20 protein-coding genes and 1 tRNA gene are annotated in these 23,359 nt (G+C 70.5%); 13 read left to right on the forward strand and 8 right to left on the reverse strand.

All coding sequences use genetic code 11. From position 1 onward, the window contains the following. Positions 1 to 2 precede the first annotated feature (2 nt). Entirely contained in the window at positions 3 to 1,133 is a 1,131-nt protein-coding gene (locus MSA03_RS02340) for a DUF4192 family protein (RefSeq protein ID WP_147049509.1), read from the reverse strand. Positions 1,134 to 1,294: 161 nt separating this feature from the next. On the opposite strand from MSA03_RS02340, the gene MSA03_RS02345 reads away from it, so the two are divergent. From MSA03_RS02345 to MSA03_RS02355, 3 genes are all read left to right on the forward strand, one after another. Further along, positions 1,295 to 1,486 carry a hypothetical protein gene (locus tag MSA03_RS02345; RefSeq protein ID WP_147049510.1) on the forward strand — a complete coding sequence of 64 codons (192 nt, stop codon included), beginning with the start codon at positions 1,295 to 1,297 and terminating at the stop codon, positions 1,484 to 1,486. A gap of 48 nt (positions 1,487 to 1,534) precedes the next feature. Then, a complete protein-coding gene (gene cls / locus MSA03_RS02350) occupies positions 1,535 to 3,007 on the forward strand; it encodes a cardiolipin synthase (RefSeq protein WP_147049511.1) in 1,473 nt (490 codons plus the stop codon). A 280-nt stretch (positions 3,008 to 3,287) separates the two neighbouring features. Then, positions 3,288 to 4,235, forward strand: coding sequence for an endonuclease domain-containing protein (locus MSA03_RS02355; RefSeq protein ID WP_147049512.1), 948 nt, complete (start codon positions 3,288 to 3,290; stop codon positions 4,233 to 4,235). A gap of 258 nt (positions 4,236 to 4,493) precedes the next feature. On the opposite strand, the gene MSA03_RS02360 is transcribed toward MSA03_RS02355, so the two are convergent. Together MSA03_RS02360 and MSA03_RS02365 are read right to left on the reverse strand one after the other, a co-directional pair. Beyond that, positions 4,494 to 4,724, reverse strand: coding sequence for a helix-turn-helix domain-containing protein (locus tag MSA03_RS02360; RefSeq protein WP_028496631.1), 231 nt, complete (start codon positions 4,722 to 4,724; stop codon positions 4,494 to 4,496). Next, on the reverse strand, positions 4,721 to 5,479 hold the full coding sequence (locus tag MSA03_RS02365) for a hypothetical protein (protein WP_147049513.1): 759 nt from the start codon (positions 5,477 to 5,479) through the stop codon (positions 4,721 to 4,723). Before MSA03_RS02365 ends, MSA03_RS02360 begins: the two co-directional genes overlap by 4 nt. Before the next feature lie 232 nt (positions 5,480 to 5,711). On the opposite strand from MSA03_RS02365, the gene MSA03_RS02370 reads away from it, so the two are divergent. Next, a complete protein-coding gene (locus MSA03_RS02370) occupies positions 5,712 to 8,234 on the forward strand; it encodes an ATP-dependent Clp protease ATP-binding subunit (protein WP_028496629.1) in 2,523 nt (840 codons plus the stop codon). A gap of 61 nt (positions 8,235 to 8,295) precedes the next feature. Here the strand turns inward: MSA03_RS02370 and MSA03_RS02375 are convergent, their stop codons facing one another. After that, the gene (locus tag MSA03_RS02375) at positions 8,296 to 9,177 is read right to left on the reverse strand and encodes a transglutaminase family protein (RefSeq protein WP_147049514.1); all 882 of its coding nucleotides are present in this window, start codon (positions 9,175 to 9,177) and stop codon (positions 8,296 to 8,298) included. Then, positions 9,174 to 11,687, reverse strand: a complete 2,514-nt coding sequence (locus MSA03_RS02380) for a circularly permuted type 2 ATP-grasp protein (protein WP_147049515.1) — start codon at positions 11,685 to 11,687, stop codon at positions 9,174 to 9,176. The genes MSA03_RS02375 and MSA03_RS02380 overlap by 4 nt, the downstream gene beginning before the upstream one ends. Positions 11,688 to 11,838: 151 nt before the next feature. On the opposite strand from MSA03_RS02380, the gene MSA03_RS02385 reads away from it, so the two are divergent. From MSA03_RS02385 to MSA03_RS02395, 3 genes are all read left to right on the forward strand, one after another. Next, on the forward strand, positions 11,839 to 12,339 hold the full coding sequence (locus MSA03_RS02385) for an amino-acid N-acetyltransferase (RefSeq protein WP_028496626.1): 501 nt from the start codon (positions 11,839 to 11,841) through the stop codon (positions 12,337 to 12,339). Between the two features lie 46 nt (positions 12,340 to 12,385). Continuing rightward, on the forward strand, positions 12,386 to 13,054 hold the full coding sequence (locus tag MSA03_RS02390) for a hypothetical protein (RefSeq protein ID WP_187266713.1): 669 nt from the start codon (positions 12,386 to 12,388) through the stop codon (positions 13,052 to 13,054). A gap of 311 nt (positions 13,055 to 13,365) precedes the next feature. After that, positions 13,366 to 13,770 carry a hypothetical protein gene (locus MSA03_RS02395; protein ID WP_028496624.1) on the forward strand — a complete coding sequence of 135 codons (405 nt, stop codon included), beginning with the start codon at positions 13,366 to 13,368 and terminating at the stop codon, positions 13,768 to 13,770. A 7-nt stretch (positions 13,771 to 13,777) separates the two neighbouring features. On the opposite strand, the gene radA is transcribed toward MSA03_RS02395, so the two are convergent. The 3 genes from radA to MSA03_RS02410 all read right to left on the reverse strand — a co-directional run bounded on the left by radA (position 13,778) and on the right by MSA03_RS02410 (position 16,844). Then, the gene (gene radA, locus MSA03_RS02400; RefSeq protein WP_147049516.1) at positions 13,778 to 15,136 is read right to left on the reverse strand and encodes a DNA repair protein RadA; all 1,359 of its coding nucleotides are present in this window, start codon (positions 15,134 to 15,136) and stop codon (positions 13,778 to 13,780) included. Positions 15,137 to 15,223: 87 nt separating this feature from the next. Further along, entirely contained in the window at positions 15,224 to 16,177 is a 954-nt protein-coding gene (locus MSA03_RS02405) for an L-lactate dehydrogenase (RefSeq protein WP_147049517.1), read from the reverse strand. Positions 16,178 to 16,181: 4 nt separating this feature from the next. Next, positions 16,182 to 16,844 (reverse strand): TetR/AcrR family transcriptional regulator, encoded by a 663-nt coding sequence (locus MSA03_RS02410; RefSeq protein ID WP_147049518.1) that lies wholly within the window; start codon positions 16,842 to 16,844, stop codon positions 16,182 to 16,184. Positions 16,845 to 16,930: 86 nt separating this feature from the next. Here MSA03_RS02410 and MSA03_RS02415 point away from each other — a divergent pair, with 86 nt between their 5' ends. From MSA03_RS02415 to MSA03_RS02440, 6 genes are all read left to right on the forward strand, one after another. Beyond that, positions 16,931 to 17,629, forward strand: coding sequence for a DUF899 domain-containing protein (locus MSA03_RS02415; RefSeq protein WP_147049519.1), 699 nt, complete (start codon positions 16,931 to 16,933; stop codon positions 17,627 to 17,629). Positions 17,630 to 17,677: 48 nt separating this feature from the next. After that, positions 17,678 to 17,768 (forward strand) — tRNA-Ser (locus MSA03_RS02420). Positions 17,769 to 17,966: 198 nt separating this feature from the next. Continuing rightward, positions 17,967 to 20,738 (forward strand): AAA family ATPase, encoded by a 2,772-nt coding sequence (locus MSA03_RS02425; protein ID WP_218028794.1) that lies wholly within the window; start codon positions 17,967 to 17,969, stop codon positions 20,736 to 20,738. Positions 20,739 to 20,830: 92 nt separating this feature from the next. Further along, entirely contained in the window at positions 20,831 to 21,655 is an 825-nt protein-coding gene (locus MSA03_RS02430) for an alpha/beta fold hydrolase (RefSeq protein WP_147049520.1), read from the forward strand. Positions 21,656 to 21,693: 38 nt separating this feature from the next. Then, positions 21,694 to 22,527 carry an alpha/beta hydrolase gene (locus tag MSA03_RS02435; protein ID WP_147049521.1) on the forward strand — a complete coding sequence of 278 codons (834 nt, stop codon included), beginning with the start codon at positions 21,694 to 21,696 and terminating at the stop codon, positions 22,525 to 22,527. Positions 22,528 to 22,592: 65 nt separating this feature from the next. After that, complete coding sequence (locus MSA03_RS02440; protein WP_371863060.1) at positions 22,593 to 23,339, forward strand: MBL fold metallo-hydrolase; 747 nt, start codon at positions 22,593 to 22,595, stop codon at positions 23,337 to 23,339. Positions 23,340 to 23,359: the final 20 nt, after the last annotated feature.

Raw genomic sequence — 23,359 nt, forward strand, 5'->3', positions numbered from 1 at the left:
ATTCACACGGCGCCGCCCGCGGGGCGGCGGAATGCCCAGTCCGGCAGGTGCCCGGCGGTCACGAACGACTGGACGATGTCCGAGAGCCCGTGGTCGGGTTCGATCTCCATCGCCAGCTGGGCGTATCGCTCGGCGTGCGTCGACCGTCCGAGCGCCCACGACAGCCAGGCGCACGTCGCCAAGGCGCCCGCCCGCAGCCGTTTCGGCGCGAGCGCGGCGATGTGCCGGGCCAGCTCGACGGCCGTCTCCAGGCGGTCGGGATCGGGCCGCGGCCCCTCGCCCCACATGACCGACGCCAGGTCGGCGGGATAATCGGCGCCGTCCTCCCACCGCCGCTGGGCTTCGAGGGCGTCCTCCCCGCCGACGACGTCTGTCGCCCACTGCACCAGCGCGATGTCGCGGAGCGCGGGCCGGGCGAGGCACCAGGCGAGCAGGGCCGCGCGCATCGGGGGCAGCGCTGCGGCATCCCACCGCAGCGCGCGCTCGAACAGGCGCGGCAGATCGTCCAGCTCGCACGCCGCCTCCAGCGCCGCCGGATCGACCCGCGCGACCCGCGCGGAGTCGGACGGGATGCCGCACAGCACCTCCAGCGAGGTCCGCAGCGACTGCACCGCCGCGCCGACGACGCGTCGCTCGGCGGCGCGATGCGGGGGGAGGGTGGCGCCGGTGGACTGGTCGCCGACGGCGGCGGGCAGATCGAGGGGCGGCGTGGTCGCCAAGGCCGAGAGAGGGCGCCCGCCCTGGGGGTGATCGGAGTCGAGGTGCGACCCCCAGCCGTCGCAGGCGACGACGAGCGCATCGACGAACGCGAGGCCGCCGGCCTCGGCCCGGCGGCCCAGTGCGTCGATGAGCCGGGCGTGCGGGAGTCCGACCGCCGCGGACTCGTCGGTGTAGGCGACGGCGACGAACGCCTCGGCCCCGCCGATGCGGCACACCATGCCGACGATGCTCGAGGCGAGTCGCTCGACGGTGTCGAGGTCGTCGCCGGGCGGGAGGTCGACGCGCATGGCGCCGACGCTGCGGTGGCCCGCCATCGGCACGACCACGAGGCTGCGCGCGGGCGTGTAGCCCAGCAGGCGCGGAACGAGAGAGAGGAACTGTGCCGCGTCGGCGGCCTTCACGGTGGTGGGCATGCCCCGAGGGTGGCGGCCGCCGGGAGCGTATGGACCGGCGTGGGTGGCATCGGGGAGAACCGCGCCCGCCCCGCGGGGTGGGGAGGAGGCGCTGCGCATCGGGCACCAGGCTGCGCCGGCTCACGGCATCCGCTCTGGGGAGGGCCGCGTACGATGGAGGTATGGGTGAGTACTGGGCCGCGGTCGTCTGGTCGCTGCTGCCGACCGTGGTCGTGCTGGGCCTGTTCGTCTTCCTGCTCCGCTCGATCCTGCGGATGGACCGCACCGAACGCCGCGTGTACGCGCAGATCGAGGCCGAAGAGCGCGCCAAGCGGGGCCTCGGGCCCGCTTCCGGTGACGCCGCCGCTCACTGACCGCCCTCCTCGCTACGCTGAGCGCAGGCGAGAGGCGGGGGATCGGGCGTGCTGAGCATCACCGTGGACTGGACCTGGACGTGGTGGGTGTTCGTCGTCCTCGCGTTCGACATCACCGTCCGCATCCTGGCCGTCATCATCGTTCCGCGGAACCGCCGTCCCACGGCCGCGATGGCGTGGCTGCTCGCGATCTACTTCATCCCGATCATCGGCATCCTGCTGTTCCTGCTCATCGGCAACCCGCGCCTGCCGCGGAAGCGCCGCAAGAAGCAGCAGCAGATCAACGACTACATCCGGGGGACCAGCACCGGACTCGACATGGGGACGCTGCGGCCCAATGCGCCGGAATGGTTCCGGGCGCTCGTGCGCCTCAACCGCAACCTCGGCGCACTGCCGCTCGCCGGCGACAACGGAGCCCGGCTGATCTCCGACTACCAGACGAGCCTCGACGAGATGGCCGACGCCATCCGGCAGGCCCGGCGCTATGTCCACGTCGAGTTCTACATCCTGCAGGCCGACGCCGCGACCGACAACTTCTTCCGTGCGCTCGAGGAGGTCGCCGCGCGGGGCGTCGCCGTGCGGGTGCTGCTCGACCACTGGGCCAACCGCGGCAAGCCGAAGTACAAGGAGACGCGCCGCCGCCTCGACGCGATGGGCGCAGACTGGCGGGTCATGCTGCCGGTGCAGCCGTTCAAGGGGCGCTACCAGCGCCCCGACCTGCGCAACCACCGCAAGCTCCTCGTCGTCGACGGCCGGGTGGCGTTCATGGGCTCGCAGAACGTCACCGACTCGACCTACAACCTGCGGAAGAACCTGCGGCGCGGCCTGCACTGGGTCGACATGATGGCGCGACTCGACGGCCCCGTCGTGGCATCCGTCAACGCGGTCTTCCTGTCGGACTGGTACAGCGAGACCGACGAGACCCTGACCGATGAGATCGACCTGTTCTCCGTCGAGGCGGGAACGGGTGAGCTCGACTGCCAGGTCATCCCCTCCGGGCCGGGGTTCGAATTCCAGAACAACCTGAAGCTCTTCATGACGCTGCTGTTCGCCGCACGCGAGAAGATCATCATGGTCAGCCCCTACTTCGTCCCCGACGAGGGCCTGCTGCTCGCCATCCAGACCGCCTGTCAGCGCGGGGTCGCGGTCGAGCTGTTCGTCTCCGAAGAGGGCGACCAGGCGATGGTCTACCACGCGCAGCGCAGCTATTACGAGGCGCTGCTCCGCTCGGGTGTGCGCATCTGGATGTACAAGCGGCCGTACATCCTGCATTCGAAGTCGATGTCGATCGACGACGAGGTCGCCGTCATCGGGTCGAGCAACATGGACATGCGCTCCTTCGGTCTCAACCTCGAGGTCACGATGCTCTCCCGTGGGGCGGAGTTCGTGTCGCAGCTGCGGGCCGTGGAGGACCAGTACCGCGCGCTCAGCCGCGAGCTCACGCTGGATGAATGGCTGCAGCAGCCCCTGCGCTCCCGGGTGCTGGACAACCTCGCGCGTCTGACGTCCGCACTGCAGTGAGACGGATGCCGGTGGGCTGACGCTGCGCCTCGGGCGGTGCGCCCCGGTTCGACCGCGCCACAGTGCGGGTGTGCGGTGCCACGACCCGCGCTTCGGCGCGGTTGAAATCCGCGCCGAGTGTTCGTGGGCGCCGAAGTGCGGGTGCGTGAGCCGCCCACCCGCAGTTCGGCGCGGGTGAACCCTGCCCGTGGCCCTCTGCACAGCTGGGGAGTCGCGCGGACTCGGGTGTCGGGGCTGTGGAGAGCCGGAGAGAACGGCATCCCGGCGGCACCGTTGAAGGATGCTGCGCAGTTCCCTTCCCGTCGATCTCGGCGAATCGTTCTCCACGGCCGCGGCGCTCGCCGCCGGCGTCAGCCCGTCGCGACTGCGATCCCTCGACCTGCTCCGGCCCTACCATGGCGTCCGGACGCGCAGTCCGCGCGATATCGAGCCGGAGCGGTCGGCGGAGCTCCTCCTGCTCGACCGGATGCGACAGTACGCCGAGCGGATGCCGGCCGCGCAGTTCTTCACGCACGTGGCTGCGGCTGCGGCCTGGTCGATCCCCCTGCCGCTGAGCGTGGTCGTGGGGAGGCCCATCGACGTCGGTGTGTTCGCGCCGCATCGCGCGCCCGCCGGGCGCGGGGTGATCGGCCATGCCGTGAAGCCCTGCCTGGCGCATACCGTCATCCATCCGGCACTCGGCTTGCCGGTGACGACGCCGGCATCCACGTGGGCGATGCTCGGCGGCCTGTTGTCACGCGTCGAAGACGTCGTGGCGGCGGCCGATGCCGCACTGCGGCTGCCGATGCACACCGACGACCCGCCGGCGCTCGCCACGAGGCCGCAGCTGGAGGCGGCGCTGACGGCGGGGCGGCGCCGGGGCGCCGCGCTCCTCCGCGAAGCGCTGCCCCGGGCGATCGCGCGGTCGCGCTCGCGCCCGGAGACGTGGATGCGACTGGTCATCGTGGATGCCGGGCTGCCCGAGCCGCACGCGAACCTCGACGTGTTCGACGCAGGCGCCTGGCTCGCGCAGGTCGATCTCGCCTATCCGCGGCACAAGCTCGCGATGGAGTACGAAGGCGATCATCATCGGACGGATCCCCGGCAGTGGGCGGTCGACATCCAGCGCGTCGAGCGCCTTGCCGAGGCGGGCTGGCGCGTCATCCGCGTCACCCGCGAGGACATCTTCGTGCAACCGTCGCAGTTCGTTGCCCGCGTGCGGCGCGCGCTGGGCGAGGCCCGGCGCTGACATCCTCTTCGTCGCAGGCCCGAACGTCACCCGCGCCGAATGGTGGGTCATGGCCCGCGCCACCCGCACTTCGGCGCGGCTGAACCCGAGGCCCCTGCTTCGGCCGCGCCATGTGGCGGGTGTGAGGGCGCGCGACCCGCGCTTCGGCGCGGATGAACCGGGGCCCGGTCTTCACCCGCGCCGAATCGTGGGTCATAGCGCGCGGCACCCGCACTTCGGCGCAGATGAACTCCTGCGCCCCCGCGCCTGGCGCGCCGCTCAGTCCGCGCGCACGAGCAGCTCGCCGACCTCGCAGTCGAGCGCGCGGCAGATCGCCGACAGGGTCGAGTAGCGGATCGCGCGGGCCCGGTCGTTCTTGAGCACCGAGAGGTTCACGACCGAGACGCCGACGAGGTCGGACAGGCGCGTCAGGGTCATGCCCCGCTCGGCGAGCAGCTCATCGAGACGGCAGTGGATGCCGGTGAGCTCGTCGTCGTCGGCGGGACTCACACGAGCCCCGCCGTGTCGCGCTCGAGCCGGGCGCCGTGCCGGAGGATCGTCGCGAGAGCGGCGAAGCCGAGTCCGGCGGCGATCGGCCAGAACGGGAACGTGATCCCGAAGGCGGGCTTCGGCCACCAGGCATCCAGGACGTCCTCGATACCGGCAACCTCTTCGTAGCCGGCACCGCTCCACTGCAGGACCTCGGCCGCGGCCATGCTCCCGGCGATGTCGCCGAGCACCTGCGCCGCGACGCCTCCGACCATGACGACGACCGCGGTGACCATTGCCATCCGCGCGACGACCGGCGCGAAGGCCCGTCCGGCGAGCAGCTGGAAGCAGGCGACCGCCAGGAGCCCCGCGATCGCGCCCGGCACGAGCCACGACAGTGCCTGGCCGATGCCCCAGCAGACGCGGACGCCCAGGCTCAGGTCCGCGACCATGCCGCCCACGCTCGTGAAGCCCCCCGAGACGAGTGTGGCCGTCGGGCCGTCGATCGTCGTCCCGTCGGGCAGCTGCGGCCAGAACTCGCGGACGGGGAAGGCGATGGCGACCTCTGGGCTCCCGAGCGTGAGTGCCAGGGTCACGATCGCCGCGACGACGGAGAACCCGGCCCAGAGCGCCGCGACGACAAGGGTGACGGTGATGACGGGGGAGACCTCGTCCGCCCGGCGCGCCCGCAGCGCCGCCCGGGCGAAGACGAAGACGACGCCGGCGACGACGAGCACCACCGGCACGGCGACGAGGTAGATCCAGGCAGAGCCCATGCCACACCATCCATATCGGTAATCGTTGTTATCGAGAAACGATATGGACGTATCGGATGCCGTGTCAAGGGCCCGCGTCTCGGGACGGGCGCGCGCAGCCCCGCCATCCGCGGCCCCTCCCACCTGACGTTCAAGGACGGTGCGCCGACGGCGAACACGGGCATGCCGGCATCCGGTGGTGGTTATCGTCTTTCGTAAGCACCGGAACACTCGGTGCGCGGAGGAGTCGACGATGTTCGAGAGATTCACGGATCGTGCCCGTCGTGTGGTCGTCCTCGCCCAAGAAGAGGCGAAGATGCTCAACCACAACTACATCGGCACGGAGCACATCCTGCTCGGTCTCATTCACGAGGGCGAGGGTGTCGCCGCCAAGGCGCTGGAGTCGCTGGGCATCTCGCTGGACGCCGTCCGCGAGCAGGTCCAGGACATCATCGGCCAGGGCCAGCAGCAGCCGACCGGCCACATCCCCTTCACGCCGCGGGCGAAGAAGGTGCTCGAGCTGTCGCTGCGCGAAGCGCTGCAGCTGGGCCACAACTACATCGGCACCGAGCACATCCTGCTCGGCCTGATCCGCGAGGGCGAAGGCGTCGCCGCGCAGGTGCTCGTCAAGCTCGGCGCCGACCTGAACAAGGTGCGCCAGCAGGTCATCCAGCTGCTCAGCGGCTACCAGGGCAAGGAGCCCGCAGGTGTCGCGACCGGCGCCGGCGAGCAGAACCAGCCCGCCCAGGGCGGCTCGGCGGTGCTCGACCAGTTCGGCCGCAACCTCACGCAGGCGGCGCGCGACAACAAGCTCGACCCGGTGATCGGGCGCGAGAAGGAGATCGAGCGGGTCATGCAGATCCTCTCGCGTCGCTCCAAGAACAACCCCGTCCTCATCGGCGAGCCCGGCGTCGGCAAGACCGCCGTCGTCGAGGGCCTCGCGCAGGCGATCGTGAAGAACGAGGTGCCCGAGACCCTGAAGGACAAGCAGGTCTACTCGCTCGACCTCGGCTCGCTCATCGCCGGGTCCCGCTACCGCGGTGACTTCGAGGAGCGCCTGAAGAAGGTCACCAAGGAGATCCGCACGCGCGGCGACATCATCGTCTTCATCGACGAGATCCACACCCTCGTGGGTGCCGGTGCCGCCGAGGGCGCGATCGACGCCGCCTCGATCCTGAAGCCGCTGCTCGCACGCGGCGAGCTGCAGACGATCGGCGCGACCACGCTCGACGAGTACCGGAAGCACTTCGAGAAGGATGCTGCGCTGGAGCGCCGCTTCCAGCCGATCCAGGTGGCCGAGCCGAGCCTCCCCCACGCGATCAACATCCTCAAGGGCCTGCGCGACCGGTACGAGGCGCACCACAAGGTGCAGATCACCGACGGCGCGATCGTCGCGGCGGCGAACCTGTCCGACCGGTACGTCTCCGACCGCTTCCTGCCCGACAAGGCCATCGACCTGATCGACGAGGCCGGCGCCCGCCTGCGTCTGTCGATCCTGTCGTCCCCGCCGGAGCTGCGCGAGTTCGACGAGAAGATCGCGAAGGTCCGTGAGGACAAGGAGCGTGCGAGCGAGGAGCAGGACTTCGAGAAGGCCGCGTCGCTGCGCGACGAGGAGAAGTCGCTGCTCGCCGAGCGTCTCCGCCTGGAGAAGCAGTGGCGCTCCGGCGACGTCGCCTCTCACGCGGTCGTCGACGAGGGCCTGATCGCCGAAGTGCTCGCCCAGGCCACCGGCATCCCGGTGTTCAAGCTCACCGAGGAGGAGACCAGCCGTCTCGTCTTCATGGAGAAGGCGCTGCACCAGCGCGTCATCGGCCAGGAAGAGGCGATCGCGGCACTCTCGCGCACGATCCGCCGCCAGCGTGCCGGCCTCAAGGACCCGAAGCGCCCCTCCGGCTCGTTCATCTTCGCCGGCCCCACGGGCGTCGGAAAGACCGAGCTCGCCAAGGCGCTCGCCGAGTTCCTCTTCGACGACGAGGGCGCGCTGATCTCCCTCGACATGTCGGAGTTCGGCGAGAAGCACACTGTGTCGCGTCTGTTCGGTGCCCCTCCCGGATTCGTCGGGTTCGAAGAGGGCGGCCAGCTCACCGAGAAGGTGCGCCGCAAGCCGTTCTCCGTCGTGCTCTTCGACGAGATCGAGAAGGCCCACCCGGACATCTTCAACTCGCTGCTGCAGATCCTCGAAGAGGGTCGCCTGACCGACGGTCAGGGCCGTGTCGTCGACTTCAAGAACACCGTGATCATCATGACGACGAACCTCGGTTCGTCGGCGATCGCCGGTGGCCCGGTCGGCTTCCAGGTCGAGGGCAACGCCCAGACCAGCTACGAGCGGATGAAGGGCAAGGTCGACGAGGAGCTCAAGCGTCACTTCAAGCCGGAGTTCCTCAACCGCCTGGACGACATCATCGTCTTCCCGCAGCTGAACAAGATGGAGCTGCGTCAGATCGTCGGCCTCTTCACGAAGCGCCTCGCCGAGCGACTGCTCGACCGCGACATGACGGTGGAGCTGACGGATGCCGCGAAGGACAAGCTCATCGAGATCGGCTTCGACCCGACGCTCGGTGCGCGGCCGCTCCGCCGCGCCATGCAGCGTGAGGTGGAGGACCAGCTCAGCGAGCGGATCCTGCACGGCGAGCTGACCGCGGGCGACCACGTCACGGTCGACGCGCAGGACGGAAAGTTCGTGTTCGAGAAGGCGCCGCGCGGCGACAAGGTCGCGATCGGCGTCGGGGCGGCGGGCGAGATCGCCGCCACGCCGGACATGGCGACCGGCTCGTAAGCCACCTGATCGACAAGGGGGTGGATGCTGCGGCATCCACCCCCTTCGTCGTTTCTCGCCGCTACTCGATGGGCGCGACGTCGACCGAGACCCGCAGCGTGGAGGTCTTCGCCTTCGTGAAGATGATCCCCTTCACGGGGGAGACGTCGCCGTAGTCGCGGCCCCAGGCCACGGTGACGTAGCGGTCGTTCGCCCACTGGTTGTTGGTCGGATCGATCGCGAGCCACTCATCGGTGCCCGGCAGCCAGACCGCCACCCACGCGTGCGACGCGTCGGCCCCGAAGACCCGCTGCTTCCCCGGCGGCGGCTGGGTCGCGAGATACCCGGACACGTAGCGTGCCGCGACGCCGTGCCCGCGCAGGCAGGCGAGCGCGACGTGCGCGAAGTCCTGGCAGACCCCCGCGCGTTTGCGGAACGCGTCGGCGACGGTGCTCGTCACGGTCGTCGCGGTCTTGTCGTAGTCGAAGTCGCGGAAGATCCGCTGCATGAGATCGGTCGCAGCCTCGCCGATCGGGCGCCCGGGGGTGAGCGACTCGGCCGCGTACGCCGTCGCCTCCTCCGCGTGGCGCACGCGCGCCGACTCGAGCGCGTACTCGGTCGCCGCCCACGCGCCGGGCAGGTCGGGCCGCAGCAGCGGCCGCGCGTCCTCCCAGGGCCGGGCGAGGGCATCCGGGTCGTAGACGGGCTCGTGCACCGTCACGTCGCTCGTCGACTCGATCGTGAGCTGCGGATGCGGGTCGGTGAGGTGGAAGTAGGTCGCCGCGTTGCCGAAGTAGTCGACGTCCGGCTCGTAGTCGCCGGGAACCGGGTCGACGGTGACCGACGCCGAGGAGACCTCCTGCCAGGGCAGCGACCGGGGGAGGAGGTGGAAGAGCCCGACGCTGTCCTGCACGGGCTTGCTGTACGTGTAGGCGGTGCGGTGCCAAACGCGGTACTGCTTCACGGGAGCGCCTCCGTCAGCTCGATGAGGGAGAGCTCCGACAGCGAGACCGCCGGCGGACCCATCTCGAAGTGCAGATGTGCGATGGCATCGGCGAGCTGCTCGAGCTGGGCCTGGACGTCTGCGAGGAAGTCGGCGAGAGCCGCGCGACGGCCGCCCGTGACGGCCCCGAGGGATGCCGCGTCGACGGCGAGGAGCTCCGTCTCCAGGTGATCGAGCAGCCGCTCGGCCCGCGTCGACCCGGTGGATGCCGGCATCGCCGCCAGGTGCGAGCGGAGCCCCGCGAGCGCGAACGACAGCGACCGCGGATTGTCCCGGTCCAGCAGCAGGAGGTCGAGGGCGTCGGCGACGCGCAGCGACCCGCGGTAGCGGCGGCGGTAGGTGACGATGCTCTCCGCCGTCGTCAGCAGGCTCTCCAGGGAGGCGCGCTCGACGCGCGGCGTCCGCACCTCGATGAGCCCTGCGCTCAGCAGGTGGCAGAGCTGCAGGCCGCGCTCCAGCGCGCGGCCGGCCTCGATCATGTGCCAGCCCGTATCGCGGATCATGTTCGCCGTGACCCCGTACAGCACGAGGATGGCGGCGAGCATGCGACCGGCGGACTCCGAGGTGCGGTGCGTGTGCGCGGAGCTGCGGAGGGCCCGCGTGGCACGGTCGACGTTCGCGAACACGCGCCAGGTGTCACCGGAGAGCTGATCGCGGACGCCCTCCAGCGCGTCCCGGAGGCGGGCGAGGGAGTGCGCGACCGAACCGGGCCGCGCGGCGTCGAGCAGGAGGGAACGGAACTCGGCGTCCGGGTCGAGGAAGCGTGCGCCGGAGAGGCGGTGCAGCGCGCCCAGCAGCACCTGCGCGGCGCCGTCCACCGCCGCCGCGTGCGCTCCGGGCTGATCCAGCTCGGCCTGCGTCGCCAGGAGGAGCCGGAGCAGGTCCTCGGCGCGCTCGGCGTACCGCCCGGTCCAGAACATGTCCGCCAGCGCGCGGGGAGCGAGCGCCGGGATCGAGCGGGCGGAGGGGAGCGGGGCGATCTCGGTGAGACCCTGATCGGGGTCGGCATCCGAACTCTTCAGGACCCAGACGTCCTTCGTGATCGGGGCGGAGTCGATCGTCTCGCGGAAGGCCGCGAGCCCCCCGACGAGGGGCCGGTACGCGGAGCCGTAGCGCAGCGTGAACGCGCGGAGCGTGAGCGGCATCGCGGCAGCCCGACCGGTCCCGCTCCACACCGGCGCCTGCGAGAGAGGGAGGAGGTCCTGGCCCACGAAGCGGTGCGGTGTCGCCTCGATCCGTGCGGTGAGCTCGGTGGGGTCCAAGCCTGCCGTCGCGGCGCGCGGCTCGTCGATGGGGCGGACGATGAGCGCGGGATCCTCCGCGGCGATGCGCTGCAGGACGCTCGCGCGGGCTTCGGGGTCGCCGCACCACCAGGTCGGCGTCGACGGGAGCCGCAACTGCTCGCCGAGCAGATGCTCGCAGGCGGCCGGGAGGTAGGGCATGAGCCCCGGGTTCTCCAGCACCCCGGCGCCCAGCCCGTTGACGAGGCGCACCCGCCCCCGGCGCACCGCCTCGGAGAGTCCCGCGACGCCGAGGCGGGATTCGGCGCGCATCTCGAGCGGGTCGCACCACTCGGCATCCACTCGGCGGATGATGACGTCGATGCGCTCGGTGGGCTTTGTCGACGGCCAGCGGGCGGGCTTCATCCACACCCAGCCGTCGCGGACGACGAGGTCGGAGCCCTGCACGAGCGGGAAGCCGAGGGCGCTCGCGAGGAAGGCCTGATCGAACGCCGTCTCGGACAGGGTGCCCGGCGACATGATCACGATGCGCGGGTCTTCGATGTGCTGCGGGACCGCCGACAGCAGCGCCGCGCGGAGCGCCGAGAAGTACGGGTCCATCCGGTGCAGGCTGCTCTCCTGATACAGATCGGGGAGCACCTGCGAGAGGACCCGACGGTTCTCCGCCGCGAAGCCGAGGCCCGAGGGCGCCTGCACCCGGTCGGCCAGGACGTGCCATTCGCCGTCGCCGTCGCGGCCGAGGTCCGCGGCCGACAGCAGCAGCGGGCTGGTGTCGAAGGCGCTCGCGCGCGCCATCGGCCGGGCGAAGCCGGAATGGCCGACGACGACGGCAGCCGGCACGATGCCCTCCCGCAGGAGGGTCTGCGGGCCGTACAGGTCCAGCAGCATCGCGTTCAGCAGCTCGGCGCGCTGGGCGAGCCCGACGTCCAGGCGCGCCCATCCGGGCGCGTCGATCACGAGCGGCATGGGGTCGAGCTGCCACGGCTGGGAGCCGGAGTCGCGGCGGGTGTACGAGACGCCGTCGTCGGCGAGGAAGCGGGTGATCTCACCGTCGACGCGGTGCATCTCGTCCGGCGTGACGGCGAGGGCGAGCGAGGCGAGCGTCTTCCACGCGGGCCGGAGGGTCCCGTCGGCCTCGACCACTTCGTCGTAGCGGACCGGCCGGCCGGGTGCGTCGAGGGGCAGTGTGGGCTGGGACACCGCCGTCGAATAGTCGCGGAGGACGCTCACGCGGCGCGGGTCCTCTGCGGCGCAGGATGCCGCTCGCCGGCGTGGCTCGGGCGGGCGACGCGGAAAGGCATGACCCCAGCTTGGCGGATCCCTGTTGCGGGCGGGTTACGGCGCACCGGTCCGGCGGCACCGCCGGGCATAAAGTGGTGCGGTGACCTCGTTCGTCGTCCGACCCGCCCGCACCGGGGATGTCCGCGGCATCCTCGAGATGCTCGACCCGTGGGTGCAGCGCCGCATCCTGCTCGGCAAGGAGCCGGTCACGCTCTTCGAGTCGGTGCAGGAGTTCGTCGTCGCCGAGGCGGAGGGGCGACTGATCGGATGCGGTGCGCTCCATGTGATGTGGGAGGACCTCGGCGAGATCCGCACCCTCATCGTCGTCGAGGACTGGCTCCAGCACGGGGTGGGCGGCGCCATCGTGGCGCGGCTCGAGGAGAACGCGCGCGCGCTGGGTCTTTCGCGGCTCTTCTGCCTCACCTTCGAGGTCGACTTCTTCACGCGACGCGGCTTCGCCCCCATCGGCGAGCAGGTCGTCGACTCCGACGTCTACTCGCAGATGCTGCGCAGCCCCGACGAGGGCGTCGCGGAGTTCCTCGACCTCGCGCACGTCAAGCCCAACACCCTGGGCAACACCCGGATGCTGAAGCAGCTCTAGGCGTGCCGCCGCGGACCGGAGCCGTCCCGCGGCTTAGCCTGAAGAGGTGAGCACCCCCGCACGTCGACGCCCGAGTCCCGCGGTCTACCGCCGCCGGCGTCTCGCCGTGCTGCTGGCGGTCCTCGCCGTGGCCGCCATCGTCGCCCTCCTGATCTGGCAGCCCTGGCGGGGTGCGGCAGGGGATGCCGCGAAGCCGGCGGCCACCACGACCCCGACCGCGACGCCGAGCCCGACGCCGTCAGCGGCGCCGACGACGCCCGCGCCCGCGCCATCCACCCCCGCCCCCGATCCGAGCGAGACCGCAACGGCCATCGCGCCGTGCAGCACGAGCGACATCTCCGTGTTCGCGGTGACGGACAAGGACTCCTACGGCAGCGGCGAGCTGCCGAAGCTGTCGATCACGATCTCCAACGACGGCGACGTGCCGTGCCTCATGAACGTCGGGACCACGACGCAGAAGTTCGAGATCACGAGCGGCAGCGACGTGTGGTGGCGGTCGACGGACTGTCAGACCGAATCCAGTGACCAGGTCGTGCAGATCGCGCCCGGCCAGACCGTCTCCAGCGCCACGCCCCTGGAATGGAGTCGCACCCGGTCGTCGGTGGACACGTGCGACGCGACGGACCGGCCCACGGCGGGTGCCGGTTCGTACCACCTGTCCGTCTCGATCGGGGGCATGGAGGCCGCCGACACCCGTTACTTTCAGCTTCGCTGATGCTTTCGCGGGCATAAACCGCTCGGAGGCCACGCCTCCGTGCGGCATCCGTCCGATTGCTGAGGGTTACCTGACCTTCCTGAGAACATTCTCATGAATTGTCCGCCGAATGGGGGACGCGTGTTCCGGCCAGGATGCGTACCCTGTAATCAGCTCCCGCGGCGACCCCCGTTGTCCCCAGCATCGGTCGTCGGGCCAACCCCAGAGGCCCGACTCGGATCCTCCGCCCGGTGAGCAATGGGCCCTCTCGATTTCCCCAGTCCCCAATGGGGGGACCGAGAGGGCCCCTCACTTTCTCTAGGCTTGTCGTCATGGCCGGGAAGAAGCGCTCCGCGAAGGAGCCTCTGGAGTTCCGCAATACGCAGCTGGCGGACGCGCTGCAGACCCAGGACATGGCGGCCCTCGCGTTCGCTCTCCGGCACGGCCCTACGGTCGTCCCACTGCTCCGTCCGGGGCAGCGCGACAACCCGCTCGACGGCGGCGAGGTGTGGACCTACCGCGACCCCCGGACGGGGGATGTCGCGCTCCTGCTCTTCAGCGATGCGACGCACAAGCCGGCCACGCTGCCGCCCGCCGTGGCGCTGCAGTCGCCGGGCTGGCTCCGTGCATTCCTCAGCACGCATGAGTCGGAGATCACGACCGTGTTCTTCGACATCGCTGGCCCGCATCCGATGCAGGCGACGCCGGCGGATCTGCTCGCCGCGCTCGACGCGTAGCGACCGATCAGAACCCCGGCGCGTCGCCGCGCTCGGGCGTGTGCAGGCGCGCGAGGTCACCGAGCGCCCGCCGCAGGTCCTTCGATGCCGTGTCGACGACCGAGCGATAGCCGAGGCGTGCCGCCTCGCCGCGCCGCTGATCGTGCTGCGTGACGGCACGGATCTCACCGGAGAGGCTGAGCTCGCCCACGGCGGCGAGGTTCGGCGGATTGTGCCGCCCCGTCACCGCGCTCGCGACGGCCAGCGCGATCGCGAGGTCGGCGGCCGGTTCGGTGAGCCGCACACCGCCCACCGTGGAGACGTAGACGTCCTGGTCGGACACCCGGATGCCGGCGCGCTTCTCGAGCACCGCGAGGACCATCGCGACGCGCGCGCCGTCGACCCCGCTCACGATGCGGCGCGGGTTCGGGCCGGTGGCCGTCAGAGTGAGGGCCTGCACCTCCACCGGGAGGGCGCGTCGCCCCTCGAGCGCGATCGTGACGCACGTGCCCGGTTCGCGCGAGCCGTGCCCGAGGAAGAGCGCGCTCGGATCGCTCACCTCCTGGATGCCGGAGCCGGTCATGTCGAAGCAGCCCACCTCGTCGGTGGCGCCGAAACGGTTCTTCAGGGCGCGGACGAAGCGCAGCGAGGTCTGGCGGTCTCCCTCGAACTGGCAGACGACGTCGACCAGGTGCTCGAGGATGCGCGGGCCGGCGATCGACCCGTCCTTCGTCACGTGGCCGACGATGATGACGGGCAGGTCACGCTCCTTCGCGACGCGGATGAGGGTGGATGCCACCTCCCGCACCTGACTGGGGTGACCCGCGACACCGTCGCTCATCGACGAGGAGACGGTCTGGACCGAGTCGACGATGAGCAGCTCGGGACGTGTCTCGTCGATGTGCCCGAGGATCGTGGCGAGGTCGGTCTCGCTCGCGAGGTACAGCTCATCGTGCAGCGCTCCGGTACGCTCGGCGCGCAGTCGCACCTGCCCGAGCGACTCCTCCGCGCTCGCATACAGGACGCGGCGCCCCGCGCGGGCGCTCTGCGCGGCGACCTCGAGCAGCAGCGTCGACTTGCCGACGCCGGGTTCGCCGGAGAGCAGGATGGCGGCACCCGGCACGATCCCGCCGCCGAGGACGCGGTCGAACTCGCCGACCCCGCTCGTGCGGCGCGGCGTCTCGCTCGTGTCGATCTGCGTGATGGGACGGGCGGAGCGGGTCGGCGCAAGCGCCGACACCGCGTGCACGATGCCCGTCGCGGTGGCCGCCTCGACGACCGTCCCCCACTGCTGGCACTCGCCGCAGCGACCGACCCATTTCGCGGCGGTCCAACCGCACTCGGTGCAGCGGAACGCGGTCGTCGCCGCGGGTCGTCGGGTTGCCATGGGATCAGCGTACGTCTCGCCCGCGACACGCCACGTCCGCGCGCGGGTGGGTCAGTGCAGTGGTCTCGGTGAGGCCGGCGGTGGGGTTCAGTGCAGGGAGGCGGCCACGTCGCGCAGCGCGTCCGCCGATCGGCGGAACAGACCGAGTTCGCTGGGTGAGAAGGCGGTCGTCCGGATCGGGGCGGCACCGGTGCGGCTCACCACGGACGGCACCGAGAGGGCGACGCCGCTGACACCGTGGAATCCGTCGAGCACCGTGGAGACCGGCATGACGGCGTGCTCGTCGTTCAGCACAGCCTCGACGATGCGGGCACTGGAAAGGCCGATCGCGTAGTTCGTGGCGCCCTTGCCCTGGATCACCTTGTAGGCGGAGTCGCGCACGTCGACGGCGATCTGGTCGAGCTCGTCGACGCTGAACTTCGGCTGACCGTCCAGCGGCTCCCAGTCGAGGATCGGGACGGTGCCGATGGTCGCGTGCGACCAGAGCGGGAACTCGGTGTCGCCGTGCTCGCCGACGATGTAGGCGTGGACGCTCGCGATCGACACGCCCGCGCGCTGCGCGAGCTTCCAGCGCAGCCGCGAGGTGTCGAGCACGGTGCCGGAGGCGAAGATGCGCTCGTACGGGAGGCCCGTCGCCTCCTGCGCGAGGACGGTGAGGACGTCGCAGGGGTTCGTGACGATGACGTAGGTGGCGTCGGGGGCGACATCCAGGAGGCGCGGCATCATCGACTTGAGGATGCCGGCGTTGACGCCTGCCAGCTCGATGCGGGTCTGTCCCGGCTTCTGCTTGGCGCCCGCCGTGATGACGACGACGTGCGATCCGGCCGCGACCGAGATGTCGGCGCCGCCGACGATGTCGCTGGAGCCGGTGAACTGGGCGCCGTGCGCCAGGTCGAGCACCTCGGCCTCGGTCTTCTCCGCGGCGATGTCGTATAGGGCGACGTGGCGCGCCGATCCGCGGATGAGGGCCGCGTACGCCACGCTCGATCCGACCGCTCCGGCGCCGACGACGGTCAGTTTCGAGTTCTCGATAACGCTCATGCGTTCAGTCTGGCAGGGCCGGGTCGTCGCTGCCACCGCGCGCGGCACCCCGGCCCCCGTCGCCGGGTCGACGTCGGAGCAGGACGCCGTCGACGACGGCGTCCACGGCGCGTTCGGCGGAGGCCCACACTTCGCTGCGCGGATGCGCGCGGAGCGGCCCGTGCAACGCCAGCAAAGCGAAGCCGTGCACCGTCGACCAGCACGGCCATTCCGCGCCCGCGCGCGCATCCGGCGGCAGCTCGCCCGCGGCGACGAGGCCGTCCAGTGCCTCCACGAGGAGGGCGAGCGGTGGCGGGGCTGCCGTGCCGGGCTGTGCGGTGATGTCGGAGAAGGCCGCATCGAACCAGCCCGGTTCGTCGAGGGCGAAGGCGATGTATCCGAGCCCCACGGCACGCAGGCGGTCCCGGGCGACGCTGCCGGTGGTGGGCGTCGATGATTCGAACCCGAGCATCCGCTCGGCCATCGCCTCCTGCGCCTGGCCCGCCACGGCCGCGAGCAGGTCGTCACGGCTCGCGAAGTGGCGGTAGACGGCGTTGGGGGAGACCGCGGCGCGTCTCGCGGCATCCCGCAGCACGACGGCATCCCGTCCGCCTCCTCGCGCGAGCTCCATCGCCGACTCGAGCAGCGCGCGGCGGAGGTCGCCGTGGTGATAGCCCGCCCGGATCATCCCGTCTCCCTCTTGACGCACGCCCCCCGATGTATACGCTGTCAACATACCGCGGAACAGTGTCGTTCGACCGCTGAGGAGGGCTCATGGCCACCACCGAAACCCACGCTCTTCCCCCCATCGTCGATGTCGGGACGTGGCAGCGCGAACTCGCCGCCCTGCGTGTGCGGGAGAAGGCGGCGACCCGCGAGCTCGATGCGATCGCCGCGCAGCGTCGGCGGCTGCCGATGGTCGAGCTGCCGGATTACACGCTCGTCGGCAAGGATGGTCCCGTCCGACTTGCGGACGTCTTCGAGCGGCGATCGCAGCTGATCATCTATCACCACATGTGGCGCGACGGCGCGGAATGGCAGTGCGGCGGGTGCACGGGATTCACCTCCCAGTTCACGCGCCTGGACTTCCTCGACCCGTACGACGCCCGGTTCGTGATCGTGACGCAGGGCCCGATCGACGAGGCGCTCGCCTACCGGGACAAGGTCGGCAACCGGATGGAGTGGTACTCCACGGCCGACAGCCCGTTCGGGGCCGACATGGGCGCCCCCGCCGGTGGAGGGTTCGCCGTCAACGTCTTCCTGCGCGACGGCGATCGGGTGTACCGCACCTGGCACACCGCCGGCCGCGGCACAGAGCAGTTGAGTCACACCTTCCCGTTCATCGACCTCCTGCCGTGGGGGCGGCAGGAGGAATGGCAGGACTCGCCGGAGGGGTGGCCGCAATCGCCGACGTACGAGCGGTGGCTCGATTCGCCCGACATCGCGCGCCTCTACGGGCCGGATGCCGGCTGAGTCGGCGCGCGTTCGCGGCATCCCGCGGCGTGTCGTAAGCTATACGGCGGTGACGTGTCCGAGCGGCCGAAGGTGCAACTCTCGAAAAGTTGTGTAGGGTAACCCCCTACCGTGGGTTCAAATCCCACCGTCACCGCCAGCGTCGAAGCCCCGCATTCCCCTGTCAACACGGGGATTGCGGGGCTTCGCTTTCGCCGGGGCCACCCCGTTCCACGAAGATCGGAGAGCGCGCTGACCACGATGTGGGCCTCCCGCGACCGGGATGTCGGCCCGCTGACGATGCTCACCGGCGAGGAGTGCGCGCGGGTAGTCGACCTGCTGTAGCGGTGCGCCCAGGGTGACGGCGCGCGAGGCCCTCGACTACACTCCGGCCATAGACACCGCGAATTCCGGTCTGATCGGCCGGTCATCCGAACTCGAGCGCTTGAGCGCCCTTGCGGTCGGAGCGCGCAACGGTCACGGCGCGTCCCTGCTGATTCGAGGAGAGCCTGGCATAGGAAAGACCGCGCTCCTGTCCGCGTTCTCTCGTGCCGCACACGGTGCCCGGCTGCTCCGAGCCGACGGCTACGAGGCCGAGTCCGAGATGCCCTACGCAACGCTTCAGCGCATCGGCCGGCCGCTCGTCGCCCACCTCGATTCTCTGCTGCCGACACACTCAGCGGCGTTGCGAATCGCGGCGGGGGTGGCCGAGGGTGCACCCCCGGATCGTTACCTCGTGGGGTTGGGCATGCTGTCGCTGCTCGCAGCGGCGGGGGAAGAAGAGCCGATCACGTGCCTCGTCGACGACGCGCACCTCGTCGATACGGAGTCGCTGGAAGTCCTGGCGTTCGTCGCTCGGCGTCTCCAGGCGGAGCGCGTGCTCCTGATACTGTCGGGCCGCCCTGACGAGCGGATGGATGTCGCTGCTGCCGGTGTGCCCGTCCTCGAGCTCGGAGGACTCGACACACTGATGTCCGCTCGGCTGCTGAACCGGTCGGCGCCTGCGCTCATCGACCCGCTTCTGGCGACACGGATCGCAGAGGAGGTGGGCGGCAATCCGCTCGCGCTTGTCGAACTCGCCCACGAGTTCACCCTCCCCCAGCTCACGAGCTCCTGGGTGACGCCGGAGCCCGTGCCCGTCGGGTCCCGCCTCGAGTCGCACTATCTGCAGCGCATCACGGACCTTCCGCCCGACTCACGGCTGTGGTTGCTCGTCGCCGCCGCCGAGTCCACCGGCGACATCGCCCTCATCAGCGGCGCGGCGGCACAGCTGGGGATCCCGTCAAACGCCTCAGTCGCAGTGGAACAGGCCGGACTGGCTTCCGTGCGGGACCAGGTCGCTTTCCGGCATCCGCTCGTTCGATCCGTCGTCTACAACGCGATGCCGGCGGACGATCGGCAGCGCGTGCACGATCTGCTGCGAGTGGAGGCGGATGCGGTCGGACGCGGAGATCTGGCGGTCTGGCATGCGGCCGCTGCCACCACCGGCTCCGACGAGGCGGTCGCAACGCGACTCGAGCGGGCCGCGGACGTTGCCGGCGAGCGTGGCGGGAGTGCTTCGCGGGCACGGCTGCTCACGCGCGCCGCGGAGCTCACCCCGGAAGGCCCCCTGCGCGGGGCGAGGCTGCTCGCTGCGGCCGAGTCGGCAGCACAGGCCGGAGCCGCGAGGCTCGCCCTCACGCTGATCGGTCGGATCGACACGCGCACCCTGGATCCTGTCAGTGCCGGCCGGGTTGTTCAGCTGGAGACGCTGGTGGGGTTGTTCATCGCAGATCGGGAGCGGATCCTCAGCGGCGCCGCCGACATGCTTCGCGCCGCTGAGCTGTTCAGCGGCGCTGCTCCCCAGCTCGAGCAGCGTGCGCTGATCCGGGCCTTCGAGGTGATGCTGACGGCCGAATGGGCGACACAGGACGTGACGCTGCCCCAGCTCGGGGAGCGCCTCGCCGCCGGCGTCGATGTCGCCGATGGCCCCATGTCGATCATCCTGCGGGGGCTCAGCGCGCACATCCTCCTCCCGTATCAGGATGCCGTCCCCCACATGCGGGAGGCATTGGTCACCCTGGCCGAGATGGACGATGCGGATGTCCTGGAAAGCGGATCAGTCGCGGTTGCCCTGACGATGGCGTTGTGGGACGAACGCGCCTCCGTGACCCTCCTCGAGAGGTCCCTCGGCGTGTCCCGGGCCCGCGGGAGACTCCGCGACGCCGACACGTCGCTCTGGCTGCTCGGGCTGATCGAACTCGTGCGGGGTGACCCGGCGGCGTCCGCACGATACATCGAGCAGATCCGGGAGCTGCGGCGGGCGATCGGCTACGACGCCGAGCAAGTCGTCAACGCGGCATCTCTCGCCTGGGCAGGTGCCGCCAATGCCCACGTCGAGCTCGTCGCGGATGCCGCCCGCGCGGTGGGGTTCGCGGGAGCGTGGACCATTGCGATGACCGGGCTCAGCATCCGTGAGCTCGCTGACGGGCACTACCGCGATGCTTTCGAGCGGCTGCGCCCGATGATCGAGCGCCCGTTCCTGCAGGTGACCTATCAGCAGCTGCCCGAGTTCGTCGAGGCGGGCGTGCGCAGCGGGAACGCGGATCGGGTCCGCGGATCAGCCGACACGCTGGCCGGGTTCGCGGCCCACGCAGGTACCCCCTGGATCAGGGGGCTCTCCGCTCGCTGTGCGGCCCTGCTGGCGGACGACGGGCACGCGGAGGACCTGTACGTGGAAGCCATCGCTCACCTCACCGAATCGACGGTGGTCGCCGATGCCGGACGTGCGCACCTCCTCTACGGCGAGTGGCTGCGGCGGGCCAAGCGTCGCCACGACGCTCGAGAACACCTGCAGCGAGCCCTGCTCATCTTCGAGCGGTGCGAAGCGCCGGCGTTCGCCGCCCGCGCCCGGCGCGAGCTCGAGGCGACGGGGCTGAAAACGGGTGCGGATGCACCGACATCGCTGCACGACCTCACCCCGCAAGAGTCCGCCGTCGCACGCCTGGCCTCGACCGGGCACACGAACCCCGAGATCGGTGCAGCGCTGTTCATCAGCGCGAACACCGTGGACTACCACCTGCGCAAGGTCTTCCGGAAGCTGGGCGTCGCCTCCCGGCGCCAGCTCTCCGAGAGATTCCCGCGGGACTGACGGTCACGACTACGCGAACCACGTGATTCGCGCCGCGCCGACGGCGCGGGAGCATGGGCACCCCACCACCCCACGCTGAGGAGGGACATCCCATGTCCTACGTAGTGACCGACGACGGTGCGCAGATCTTCTACAAGGATTGGGGTCGTGGGGGATCACCCGTCCTCCTCAGCCACGGGTGGCCCCTGAACGCGGACGCGTGGGAAGCAGCGGCGCTCTTCCTCGCCGAGCATGGGCACCGCGCGATCGCCCACGACCGCCGCGGCCACGGTCGGTCCTCCCAGACCTGGGACGGCAACGAGATGGACACGTACGCCGACGATCTCGCCTGTCTGATCGCCCACCTGGACCTCGCCGAGATCACGTTGGTCGGGCACTCGACCGGCGGCGGCGAGATCGTCCGCTACATCGGCCGGCACGGCACCGATCGGGTATCCAAGCTGGTGCTGGTCTCCGCCGTGCTGCCGCTGATGCTCGAGCAGGAAGACAACCCGCACAGTGTCCCGATCTCGGTCTTCGACGGGATCCGCGCGGGGGAGGCATCCGACCGTTCTCAGCTGTACCGGGATCTCGCGGACGGGCCGTTCTTCGGGCACAACCGCAACGCCGACATCTCGCAGGGTGTGCGTGACGCCTTCTGGCTGCAAAGCATGGCGTGCGGCCACCGGGCAGCGTACGAGTGCATCGCCGCCTTCTCGGCCACGGACTTCCGGCCCGACCTCGCCAAGTTCGACGTCCCCACCCTCGTCATCCACGGGGATGACGACCAGATCGTGCCGTTCGAGGTCGGCGGAAGACGAGCCGCTGCGGCCACCTCCGGCGCCCGGCTCCTCGTCTACGAGGGCGGCGCCCACGGACTCCCGGACACCGACCGGGAACGGCTTCACGCAGACCTGCTCGCCTTCATCGACTCCTGAGCACGACGAACCCGCCTCCACCCGAAAGGAACAGCGCCATGACTGAAGAGACAGACGCCCCCGACACGATCGTCCTCGTCCACGGGCTGTGGATGACCCCACGCAGTTGGGAGGGCTGGAAGGAACACTTCGAGGCGAAGGGCTTCACCGTCCTCACACCCGCCTATCCCGGATTCGAGATCGAAGTCGAAGCCCTCCGAGAGAACCCCGACGTCATCGCGAACGTCACGGTGCCCGAGACGGTCGCGCACATCGCCGCGCAGATCCAGTCGCTGCCGAAACCCCCGATCATCATGGGTCACTCCTTCGGCGGGACGCTGACGCAGCTGCTGGTCGCTCGCGGCCTCGGAGCCGCGGCGGTCGTCATCGACTCCGCGCCCACGGAGGGCGTGCGGGTGAACCCCCTCTCGCAGGTGCGGTCCCTGTTCCCGGCGCTGAAGAATCCGGCCAACATCCACCGCGCGGTCGCCTTCACCGCAGACGAGTTCCACTACGCGTTCGCCAACACGCTGTCCAAGGCGGAATCCGACGCGGTGTGGCGGCGGTATGCGATCGCGGCGCCCGGCAACTGGGTGTGGGCGTACGGGCTCATCGCGAACTTCAAGCCCGGCCCGCAGGAGACGTGGGTCGACTACTCGCAGGAACGGGCACCGCTGCTGTTCATCGGCGGCAGCGAGGACCACATCATGCCACCGTCGGTGAACAAGTCGAACGCCAAGCACTGGGCGAAGTCGCCGTCGCTCACCGAGTATCACGAGTTTCCCGGGCGCTCGCATTGGATCTGCGCCGAACCCGGGTGGGAAGAGGTCGCCGACTACGCACTGGAGTGGGCGCTCGCACACGCCGAACCGACGCGCAGTCTGACCGCCTGACCGCTCCACGGACCACGGATCGGACGCGACGGCATGCGTGTGACACGTATCGGGGGCCGACGATCCTGGTCGAGTTCGACCACTGGCGCATACTCATCGACCCGACCTTCGACCCGCCCGGCCGGAGATACCCCTTCGCACTGGGCACGTCCAGCGTGAAGACTCGTGGGCCGGCGCTGCAGCCCCACGAACTCGGCCGCGTCGACCTCATCCTGGTCAGCCACGACCATCACGCCGACAACCTCGACCGAGCTGGACGAGCGCTCCTTCCTCGCGCGACGCATGTCCTCACCACCGCAAGCGGGGCACGACGGCTCAACGCGGCCAACACGCAAGGGCTCACGACCGGGCAGACGATCGCCCTGACGATGGACGGCAAACCGCGGCTGAACATCACCGCCACCCCCTGTCGTCACGGACCGCCCCTCAGCCGCGCGATCGTCGGCGATGTCATCGGCTTCGCCATCCGCGGCGAGGGGGCTGCTGACGTCGCACTCTGGGTGACGGGGGACACCGTCCTCTGCCGTGCGGTCCTGCGCACCGCACGGAACCTCGATGTCGACGTGGCGATCGTGAACGCGGGCGGCGTCGGATTCCCCCTCACCGGCCCGCTGAAGTACACGATGACCGGGGTCGACGCGGTGCGGCTGATCACGGAGCTCGCGCCACGCGTCGCACTCGCAGCGCATTACGACGGATGGTCACATTTCCGCGACGGCGAGGAAGGGATGCGCCACGCCGTCGACGGTGCGCCCGCGTCGACCCGCGCCCTCATTCGTTGGCTTCCCGACGGCGAACCCGTCGACATCTGAATCGGCAAGACCACGGAAGA

Origin of the sequence: Microbacterium saccharophilum (genome assembly GCF_007992455.1) — a bacterium.
Classification (GTDB): domain Bacteria; phylum Actinomycetota; class Actinomycetes; order Actinomycetales; family Microbacteriaceae; genus Microbacterium; species Microbacterium saccharophilum.